Origin of the sequence: Acetobacter sicerae, assembly GCF_011516765.1 — a bacterium.
GTDB lineage: Bacteria > Pseudomonadota > Alphaproteobacteria > Acetobacterales > Acetobacteraceae > Acetobacter > Acetobacter sicerae.
This window is the reverse complement of record NZ_JAAABN010000008.1, coordinates 155,261-164,265: the sequence shown is the minus strand read 5'-3', so window position 1 is coordinate 164,265 and position 9,005 is coordinate 155,261. Positions and strand designations below refer to the sequence as shown.

At 55.2% G+C, this 9,005-nt stretch carries 11 protein-coding genes; 8 read left to right on the top strand and 3 right to left on the bottom strand.

Annotated features, from left to right (window positions below):
* The 4 genes from GVI59_RS10940 to GVI59_RS10925 form a co-directional block, all read left to right on the top strand.
* Positions 1 to 130, top strand: a 130-nt coding sequence (locus GVI59_RS10940; RefSeq protein WP_173573981.1) for a transposase, incomplete at its 5' end; no start/stop codon positions are given.
* A gap of 613 nt (positions 131 to 743) precedes the next feature.
* Positions 744 to 1,370 (top strand): EcsC family protein, encoded by a 627-nt coding sequence (locus GVI59_RS10935; protein WP_173574309.1) that lies wholly within the window; start codon positions 744 to 746, stop codon positions 1,368 to 1,370.
* A gap of 446 nt (positions 1,371 to 1,816) precedes the next feature.
* Positions 1,817 to 2,530 carry a ferric reductase-like transmembrane domain-containing protein gene (locus tag GVI59_RS10930; protein ID WP_173574308.1) on the top strand — a complete coding sequence of 238 codons (714 nt, stop codon included), beginning with the start codon at positions 1,817 to 1,819 and terminating at the stop codon, positions 2,528 to 2,530.
* Positions 2,530 to 2,916, top strand: a complete 387-nt coding sequence (locus GVI59_RS10925; protein ID WP_173574307.1) for a cytochrome c3 family protein — start codon at positions 2,530 to 2,532, stop codon at positions 2,914 to 2,916. The genes GVI59_RS10930 and GVI59_RS10925 overlap by 1 nt, the downstream gene beginning before the upstream one ends.
* 145 nt (positions 2,917 to 3,061) lie before the next feature.
* Here GVI59_RS10925 and trpA read toward each other — a convergent pair whose 3' ends face one another.
* Complete coding sequence (gene trpA / locus GVI59_RS10920) at positions 3,062 to 3,877, bottom strand: tryptophan synthase subunit alpha (RefSeq protein WP_173574306.1); 816 nt, start codon at positions 3,875 to 3,877, stop codon at positions 3,062 to 3,064.
* Positions 3,874 to 5,097, bottom strand: coding sequence for a tryptophan synthase subunit beta (gene trpB / locus GVI59_RS10915; RefSeq protein ID WP_173574305.1), 1,224 nt, complete (start codon positions 5,095 to 5,097; stop codon positions 3,874 to 3,876). The genes trpA and trpB overlap by 4 nt, the downstream gene beginning before the upstream one ends.
* 200 nt (positions 5,098 to 5,297) lie before the next feature.
* On the opposite strand from trpB, the gene cls reads away from it, so the two are divergent.
* The 4 genes from cls to GVI59_RS10895 all read left to right on the top strand — a co-directional run bounded on the left by cls (position 5,298) and on the right by GVI59_RS10895 (position 8,022).
* The gene (gene cls / locus GVI59_RS10910; RefSeq protein WP_242013061.1) at positions 5,298 to 6,821 is read left to right on the top strand and encodes a cardiolipin synthase; all 1,524 of its coding nucleotides are present in this window, start codon (positions 5,298 to 5,300) and stop codon (positions 6,819 to 6,821) included.
* 113 nt (positions 6,822 to 6,934) lie between these two features.
* Positions 6,935 to 7,186: a hypothetical protein gene (locus tag GVI59_RS10905; protein ID WP_010669257.1), complete on the top strand. Its 252-nt coding sequence runs from the start codon at positions 6,935 to 6,937 to the stop codon at positions 7,184 to 7,186.
* Between the two features lie 16 nt (positions 7,187 to 7,202).
* Positions 7,203 to 7,733 carry a DUF1269 domain-containing protein gene (locus tag GVI59_RS10900; protein ID WP_173574304.1) on the top strand — a complete coding sequence of 177 codons (531 nt, stop codon included), beginning with the start codon at positions 7,203 to 7,205 and terminating at the stop codon, positions 7,731 to 7,733.
* Between the two features lie 100 nt (positions 7,734 to 7,833).
* Positions 7,834 to 8,022, top strand: coding sequence for a YqaE/Pmp3 family membrane protein (locus GVI59_RS10895; RefSeq protein WP_173574303.1), 189 nt, complete (start codon positions 7,834 to 7,836; stop codon positions 8,020 to 8,022).
* 305 nt (positions 8,023 to 8,327) lie between these two features.
* Here the strand turns inward: GVI59_RS10895 and GVI59_RS10890 are convergent, their stop codons facing one another.
* Positions 8,328 to 8,894 (bottom strand): TetR/AcrR family transcriptional regulator, encoded by a 567-nt coding sequence (locus tag GVI59_RS10890; RefSeq protein WP_173574302.1) that lies wholly within the window; start codon positions 8,892 to 8,894, stop codon positions 8,328 to 8,330.
* Positions 8,895 to 9,005: the final 111 nt, after the last annotated feature.

Genomic DNA, 9,005 nt, shown 5'->3' with positions numbered 1-9,005 from the left:
GCATCTGGTCGAAAAACTGTGGGCAAGGCTCAAGGAGTGGCGGGCTGTCGCGACCCGATATGAGAAAACCGCCGCATCCTTCCTCTCCGTCATCCTCATCGCTGCTACAGCAGACTATATCAAGACCTAACAGGCCCTAGAGGGAATTGAATTTTTCATAAGGTCGCTACGAAAATGTTAATATTACACTTCTAAAAAATATAATTAGTAAGAAAAATTATGATAAATATATTGCACAATTTTTAGAATTAATACTTCCCAGATTGTTTAACCAACGATATAAGAAATTCAGTAACCAGAAGACAGCACATCACTATTCTTTTTGCTGTTTCAATGGGTTAGAAAAGTGTCACTGCGGGTTCGAGTCCCACAGTTCGCACCAATAGCACTATTTTTCGGCTAAAATGGAGCAAAGAAGATAATCTTTGTTCCATCGTCCTCCTTCACCAAAGGGAGGATTTTATGCTCCGTATTCAAGGCAATTCTTACTACTTTCGTCAGATTGTTTTTCCCACAAGTAGCCTTAAGCCGATGAGCAACCTGACTTTTCTTTACGAACAGATTATCAAAACAAAACTCACAACCAAAACAGTGAATTAATGACTGCATGGGAAAATTGCGAAATAATCAAGAAGTAATGCTCAAAACCGGGGCAATAGGGCTAGCTTGCCCTAACAGCGTGAGTTAAAAATAAAATTAAAGCTTTCGAAATGCGAGCAAAAAAACTCAAGGGATGATTATAAATGTCTGATACAAATTTGAGTGTTATTGGCAAAGCATTAGACTGGAGCTATGAAAAGGCAGTTACAGGAGTCGGAGTTCTGGGTACAGCACAAGAACTCGGTAACGAATACCTACGCGCCAACAACAATAATAAAATTGATGCAATTAACAGTTTGATTAGATGGCAGAACACAAAAGCTGCTACTGGTGGTTTTGTTACCAACCTCGGAGGCTTGGTAACATTACCTGTTTCCATACCAACGAACATGGCATCCAGTTTATATATACAACTAAGAATGATCGCTGCTATCGCACATATTTGTGGATACAACGTTCTTGATGACAAAGTAAAGACATTGTGTTTTGTTTGCCTGACCGGCAAAAGCGCTGCAGATGTAGTTAAATCTACAGGCGTGAAAATTGGAACAAAATTTACAGCATCAGCTATACAGAAATATGTTACTGGTGAAATGATAAAATCTATTAATAAAGCTGTCGGGTTTAGATTGATAACAAAGGCTGGTTCAACTGGAATAATTAATTTAACGAAAATGGTGCCTGTGGTTGGTGGTGTAGTCAGCGGAGCATTTGATGGCATATCAACAAATATAGTTGGTAACACTGCACGAGATGCATTCACACTTTAAGAATAATATCAACATTTATCGCCCATTCCTTCCATGTACTACTTACAACAATATGGCTCTGCACATTAGGATTTAGCTTATTGTCCTGCGCACACACTTAAACCGCAGTTCTCCTATGATGGGAGATCAAGGCTGAAATGGTTATTTTACTTCATAAAACAACCCTGTTATGTAAGTTTAAAGCAACTGGGTTCTAATTTAACGAGTTCAGAGCACCTTTAAAAGACTTACCTCTACATATAGAGACTCTATTTTGCTGCCCCGCTTGTCTTCTTGATCTAATTTTCGTCAGCGAGCTACTCTCTATCTTCGTAATATTTCGCACAAACGAAAAGCGCGACACTCTCACGAAGCGACAAGACGAGATATGGCGAACCCCGTTTCTTCTTTCTGATCTTTGCGATATCGCTCTTCAATGAAACGGTACCGCAACAAGAGTGGAAATCATGCCGGGATGGATCGCTCTTGCAGCATTGCTGGCGCTGCTCTGCACCACATTTTTGCTGGCATGCGCCTTTGCGGCGGGCCAGCCCGGCACGGCCATCATGTGGGATATCGCGATGATCGGCGGGTATTCCGCCCTGTTCGCGCTTTTTCAGATGTTTTTTCTGACAGGACGCCCACTTGATCGGCCGCTGTATGAAGGCAAGTTCTTCCTCCGTTTACATGAGTATACGGGCTATCTTGTCCTTTTACTGGCCGTCGCCCATGTGATCGGAGGCGTGTGGGCAGAACCTCTGCTCTGGCGCGACATCTGGCCGCCCGTATTGCCGGTCATGCAAACAGGCGCGTTCGCCATCCTGCTCCTTGTCATTCTTGCTGTTGTATCGCAGCCCCGCTGGAAGCTGGCTGTTTTCCGCAACGCCCGCATCTTCCGTTACTGTCATTACAGTCTGGCGGCGGCCCTGCTGTGTATGACCGGGCTTCACGCATGGCAGGCTGATTTTCGGATCGTCACGCCTGTTCCGACCTTCAGTCTGATCGGATTGATTGCTCTGGCGCTCATCGTACCATTACTGGTGCGGGCTTTGCCGGTTCCGGTTCGTCGAGGAGAAAAACGTCTGAGAAATACGGCTGATCTGGCTGTACCTGTCGTCGTCACTCTGGGATGTATCGGGCTGCTCCTGCCGGTATTATGTGCCGTGTGGCTCGACAGATAATGCGACGGCGTGCGCACTCAGGGGCCGTAGCGCTCTGCGCTGCAGCCAGCATTGTCGGCAGTGCGGTCTGGTGGAGCGTCAGCGGGGCTCCACACACAGCACAGTCACTGCCTCTGATGCCGCTGACTTTTACGCATCAGGATCACGGCGCATTCAACTGCGTGGTCTGTCACCATAATTATACCGAGCCAAAACTGGCGTCAGGGCCATTTCAGCATTGTATCGAGTGCCACAAGAAGACGCCGGAACTGGCCCCGATCATCGAACGACAGTTTCATCAACAGTGTGAAGGCTGTCATCTGAAGCTCAAACGGGAAAAGCGGGCTTCAGGACCGGTTCGGGCGTGTCATGTGTGTCATGCGGAAGAACGACCTCCACGATTCTGAAGCTGGCATAACCTGTTGTAGGGCTTTGCCCCGTGCCCACAAAGGGACGCGGCCCCTTTGATCCCGGTTTGGTTATGAAAAGTAATTCCCCAACAAATAAACGCTGGCTGGAGATTTATAAACCACCAGCCAGCGTCATGGCTTTTCAGGCCCGAACAGCAGCCGCCAGTTCCCGCAACTGGGTCAGGACGGATGGCAGCGTTGACGGCGTCGCCTGTTCGCTGGGGTCCAAGGTCTTCGCCAGCGTGGCCAGCAGAGCCGACGCCACGACTGCACCGTCAGCAATACGCGAGGCAGACGCAGCCTGCTCCGGCGTGCGGATACCGAAACCGATGGCGATCGGCAGATCCGTCGCGGCGCGGATGCGTGGCAGAGCCGCCCGCAGATCCTCGTCGCTGGCCGAGCGCGTGCCGGTGATGCCGGTGATGCTCACGTAATAGACGAAGCCGGACGCATGGCTCAGCACCAGCTTGAGGCGGTTGTCGTCCGTTGTCGGAGCGATCAGACGGATGATGTCCAGACCAGCGGCCTTGGCCGGTCCCTGCATCGGTCCGGTTTCTTCCGGCGGCATGTCCACGATGATGAGACCATCCACGCCAGCAGCGGCAGCATCCACGCAGAACCGGTCGATGCCATAAGCCTCGATTGGATTCAGGTAGCCCATCAGGATGATCGGCGTATCGTTATCCTGCTCGCGGAAAGACTTCACCATCTCGAACAGGCGCGGCAGCGTGGCGCCTGCTTTCAGACCGCGACGGGCGGCAAGCTGGATGACCGGACCGTCGGCGGAAGGATCGGAGAACGGCATGCCGATCTCGATCAGGTCCGCACCCGCTTCCGGCATGGCTTTCAGCAGGTCGAGCGATGTCTGGAAGTCCGGGTCGCAGGCTTCGAGATAGGGGATGAGCGCGCCGCGCCCATCCTGTTTCAGCGCCGCAAAACGGCGGGCGATGCGGCTCACAGCTTCACTCCCAGATGTTCGGCGACGGTGAAGATGTCCTTATCTCCACGGCCCGAGATGTTGATGACGAGCAGGGTCTCAGGGCTCAGCGTCGGCGCGATTTTGACCGCGTAGGCGATGGCGTGCGCGGATTCCAGCGCCGGGATGATGCCCTCGGTGCGGGTACAGGTCTGGAACGCTTCCAGCGCCTCGTCATCGGTGATGCCGACATATTCGGCGCGACCGATTTCATGCAGCCATGAATGTTCCGGTCCTACGCCAGGGTAGTCCAGACCGGCGCTGATCGAGTGCGCCTCGGTGATCTGGCCGTTCTCGTCCTGCAACAGATAGGTGCGGTTGCCATGCAGCACCCCGCGTGAGCCACGCTCGATGGAGGCGGCGGTCTTGCCGCTGTCCAGACCATGACCGGCCGCTTCAACACCGATCAGCTTGACGGAAGGATCGTCGAGGAATGGATGGAAGATGCCCATCGCGTTGGAGCCACCACCGATGGCCGCGACGATCACGTCCGGCAGACGACCCTCGGCCTCCTGCATCTGCACCTTCACTTCGTCACCGATCACGCTCTGGAAGTCGCGCACCATGGCGGGGTAAGGGTGCGGCCCGGCGACCGTGCCGACAAGGAAATAGGTGTCGTGGATGTTGGCGACCCAGTCACGCATCGCCTCGTTCATGGCGTCTTTCAGCGTGCCTGCGCCTGCCGTGACCGGCACGACTTCCGCGCCAAGCAGCTTCATGCGGAACACGTTGGGAGCCTGCCGTTCAACATCGGTCGCGCCCATGTAGATCACGCACTTCATGCCGAACAGCGCGCAGACCGTGGCGGTGGCGACGCCGTGCTGGCCCGCGCCGGTCTCGGCGACGATGCGTGTGCGGCCCATGCGACGGGCGAGCAGGATCTGGCCCATCACGTTGTTGAGCTTATGGGAGCCGGTGTGATTCAGCTCTTCGCGCTTCATGTAGATCTTCGCGCCACCGAGTTCGTCCGTCAGGCGCTTGGCGAACCACAGCGGCGAAGGACGGCCCACATAGTCCTTGAGATAGAACGCCAGCTCCTTGTGGAAGGCCGGATCGGCCTTGGCCACCTTGTAGGCCTCGTCCAGTTCAAGGAGCAGGGGCATCAGCGTTTCCGCGACGAACCGTCCGCCCAGCCCGTCGCCGAAATGGCCGGAGGCGTTGGGGCCGTTTCGCAGGCTGTTTGCTCGTACGCCGTCTGTCATGACTGTTGGTGTCTCCGCTGCCCGGTTTCTACGGTATGTGGCTCCGCTTTCGTGCGGAAAGATCAGGTCTGGCGGTATAACAAGGCCCGGGATGGGCGTCCATGCGGACCCGCCCGATGGTCCCGGCGTCGGTTGTTCCAATGGGATGGCGGCTGTAACGTCCCGCCCTGATGTCATCACGACCGGGATCAGCAGAGTTTATGCCGCAACTATCAGACAGGAAATTTTCTTTCGCCCTGCGTCGCTCGGGCGGTCGACCGGTGGTGGATGCGCGCACCGTAAAATGGAGCTGGTATGCGGCGGGTCTGACCGCCTCGCTACAGGCGTTGTTCATCGTGCGGGCGCTCCTGCGTCCTCACCGTCAGCCTGCCTCCCGCGTGGCATGGGTCGCCATCATCGGCGCCCTGCCGATCGGCGGTATTCTCGCCTATCTTTTTCTCGGTGAAACCAAGCTGACACCCCAGCGCGTGCTGCGCATCCGCGATGCCATGAAGCGTCTGCCCGTGCCGGGAAAGACCGCCGAGGCCCTGATCGACGCTGAAAAGGAATTCGGTCTGCCGCCGCGCCTTGCTCCCCTGTTCAAGGTGGGGCAGTCGATCAGCGGCTACCCTCCGATGGGTGGCAACACGGCGCATCTGATGAAGGATTCCAACACCGCGATCGACGCCATGGTCGCCGACATTGATGCCGCGAAAGAGCATGTGCATGTCTGCTTCTATATCTGGCTGGCGGACGGGAACGGCATGAAAGTAGCCGACGCGCTCATGCGGGCGGCCAGGCGGGGTGTGGTCTGTCGCGTGATGGCGGATGACCTCGGCTCACGTCGGCTGATTCACAGCGGTCACTGGGCGGACATGCAGCAGGCGGGCGTCTTCCTTGTGCGGGCGTTACCGCTGGGAAGTGTGCTGCTGCGCCCGTTCAGAGGCCGGTTCGATATGCGCAATCATCGTAAAATTGTGGTGATTGACAATCGCGTGACCTATTGCGGGAGCCAGAACTGCGCGGACCCGGAATTTCGGGTCAAGCCCCGATTTGCGCCATGGGTGGACCTGCTGGCGCGCTTTGAAGGGCCGGTGGTGTTGCAGAACCAGCATCTGTTCGCGACTGACTGGATGGCGCACACCAATGAAGATCTGACACCGCTTCTGGCCTCCGCAAAAGTGCAGGAGGGAGACGGGTTCGTGGCGCAGGTCATCGGCACGAGCGCCGCCGTGCGGTATGCGGCGATGCCGGAAACCTTCGTGTCGATCATGAACTCGGCCGCAGAGGAGCTGACGGTCACGACACCTTACTATGTGCCGGATGAGCCGATTCAGGCGGCTCTGTGCGCTGCGGCGCGAAGGGGCGTGAAAACGTCTCTCACCATGCCGAAAAAGAACGATTCATGGATCGTGGCCGGGGCGAGCCGCAGCTACTACCGTGATCTTCTGGAAGCCGGGGTGAAGATTTACGAATACCCGCATGGCCTGCTGCACACCAAGGCGATGACTGTTGACGGGCGCATGACGCTGATCGGGTCGGCCAATCTGGATCGTCGCAGCTTCGATCTGAACTTCGAAAACAACATCCAGCTTGTCGATGACGCCTTTACACAGGCGGTGCGCGAGCGCCAGCAGACCTATATCGACGCCTCGAACGAAGTGTCCCTTGAGACGGTGGTAAAATGGCCCAAAACACGCGTACTGTGGAACAATACTCTGGCGATGATCGGCCCCATTCTTTGATGGACGCAAGTTAAGAAAAGCAACTCTTGAAAAACCGTCATTACGGACCAATATTTCGGAGAGAGCTGTGACTGCAAGAGTCACGGTCATGAATTTTCAGGAGTGCTGCTGTTATGAGCGCAACCGATGTCCTGCGGAAACTAGCCCCCGAAGACCTTGAAGAAATCGTGAAGGGTCTCGACAAATCTCTGCACAAGCATAAAGACGAATTGCACAAGCAGATTTCAGAACACCTCGCTGACATCAAAAGCGAGACAAAGCTGCATGAGAAAACCATCCCGACAGGCTGCAAGGTCTTCGGTTTTCTGATTCTCGTGGCGGCTTCTGCGATCAGCTATGTGCTGGGTCGCAAAGCGGCTGAATGATTCGGAAGGCATTATCATGAGTACGCTCGTTGTTGTTGGTTTCGACAGTCTGGACGGAGCGCAGAACGCGCTGACAGAATGCCGTGAACTTGAAAAAGAATATCTTCTGGATCTGGAAGACGCGGTCGTCGTGCGGCGCACGGCAGACGGCAAGACGCATCTGGACCAGAGCTACAATCTCGAAAAGATTGGCGCTTCTTGGGGTTTTCTGTCCGGCGGTTTCTGGGGAGCGCTTGTCGGTCTCCTGTTCCTCAACCCGCTGGCCGGTCTTCTTGTCGGCAGTGTTGCCGGTGCGGGCATCGGTGCACTGGACGGCAAGAACAGCGACTTTGGAATCAATGACGATTTCATGAAAAACCTCGGCGCCACCCTGACACCGGGTACGTCGGCCCTGTTCATCCTGATCCGTAAGGCCGAGCCGGAAAAGGTGATTGCACATCTTTCAGAACTGAAAGGTCATGCGAAGATCATCCAGACGTCCCTGTCTCCGGAAGTCGAAGGCAAGCTGCGTCAGGCACTCGGACAGACTGCCTCTGCCTCCGCCTGAGCCTCGTCGTGCTGCCCGGAACTGGACAGCGCACTCCGAGTCAGGCCACAATAAAAGCCCCGCCACTCTGTGCGGGGCTTTTTTCCGTCCGGAGTGATCCATGCGTCTGTTGATTGCATTCTTTCTGCCCTGGCTGACATTTTTCACGATCGGGCGTCCGATTTCCGGGATACTGTGCCTGTTTTTACAGATCACCGTGCTTGGCTGGATCCCCGCCGCGATCTGGGCTGTCTATGCCTTGAGCCAGTACAGCACGGACCAGAAACTGAAACGGGCAGGCCTGAGCTAAGCGGTATTATGCATCTTTCGGCATAAGTGATGCATAGCAGGTGGATGATTACTGCGCAGAAACAGTCCGCGCGTAATGCCAGCGACAAAAAATAATCTCTGGTCCACCCATGTCCCTTTCTGCTGAAGACGACACGCGCAGCCCAAGCGTAATCTTCGTATGTGTTCCATTGCGGCATTACGTAACGGATCAGAAAACACCCCTACGCTCTCAATGAAGCGCCTTTGAGACGCTTCAGATGCGCCGCCTGCATCCAAATGTTTTGTTGTTGGCAGAACCCGGAAAATCAGACCAACAATGCCTGTTCAGTGTCGAAAGATCGCGACAATCTGCGCCGTGATTTCCTTTCGGCTGAGCCTGCCTTCCCGATACCAGCTTTCCGCCGTGTTCAGGATCTTGAGCAGGAAAATACGGTAGACGCTGCGGTCGATCTCCGCGGGAAGCGGCAGATCATCGACAATACGCCGAAAGATCATTTCATAGTCGTCGCGTTTACGCACAAGCGCGTCACGCACATCATCCGGCACGGCATGCAGGTTGTTCATGATCGGCAGCGTCACATGCTCCGGACTCAGCTGGAGATCAAGCATCTCGCCACAGGCGGCCTCCAGCCGTTTCCACGGGTCGGAAAACGGCTCCATGGCTTTCAGGACACGATGCGCGGCCGCATCAATCGCCTTGTCGTGAATTTCAACGAACAGGGCTTCCTTGGACGTGATGTGATAATAGAGAGAACCCGGCAGCATACCGACACGATCGGCAATGTCGCGGATGGAAGTCCCCCTGTAGCCACGCTCGGCAAAAAGCTGCGCCGCTACCTCGAGAATCTCGCTACGCCGGTCAGGCGACTGGGCTTCGGGCTTCCTGTTCACTGTATTCAATCCGTTTTCCGCCACATCGCAGACCTAAACGGAGTGGATAGTAGGTCAGACTTCCGAAAACAGGCAACCAGGCGTACGTGTTGCCCCCTGTTGCCTGCCGTG

Excerpts from the sequence above, each read along its gene's own strand:
- GVI59_RS10935 (WP_173574309.1), top strand. The coding sequence starts at position 744 with ATGTCTGATACAAATTTGAGTGTTATTGGCAAAGCATTAGACTGGAGC.
- GVI59_RS10930 (WP_173574308.1), top strand. The coding sequence starts at position 1,817 with ATGCCGGGATGGATCGCTCTTGCAGCATTGCTGGCGCTGCTCTGCACC.
- GVI59_RS10925 (WP_173574307.1), top strand. The coding sequence starts at position 2,530 with ATGCGACGGCGTGCGCACTCAGGGGCCGTAGCGCTCTGCGCTGCAGCC.
- trpB (WP_173574305.1), bottom strand. The coding sequence starts at position 5,097 with ATGACAGACGGCGTACGAGCAAACAGCCTGCGAAACGGCCCCAACGCC.
- cls (WP_242013061.1), top strand. The coding sequence starts at position 5,298 with ATGCCGCAACTATCAGACAGGAAATTTTCTTTCGCCCTGCGTCGCTCG.
- GVI59_RS10905 (WP_010669257.1), top strand. The coding sequence starts at position 6,935 with ATGAGCGCAACCGATGTCCTGCGGAAACTAGCCCCCGAAGACCTTGAA.
- GVI59_RS10900 (WP_173574304.1), top strand. The coding sequence starts at position 7,203 with ATGAGTACGCTCGTTGTTGTTGGTTTCGACAGTCTGGACGGAGCGCAG.
- GVI59_RS10895 (WP_173574303.1), top strand. The coding sequence starts at position 7,834 with ATGCGTCTGTTGATTGCATTCTTTCTGCCCTGGCTGACATTTTTCACG.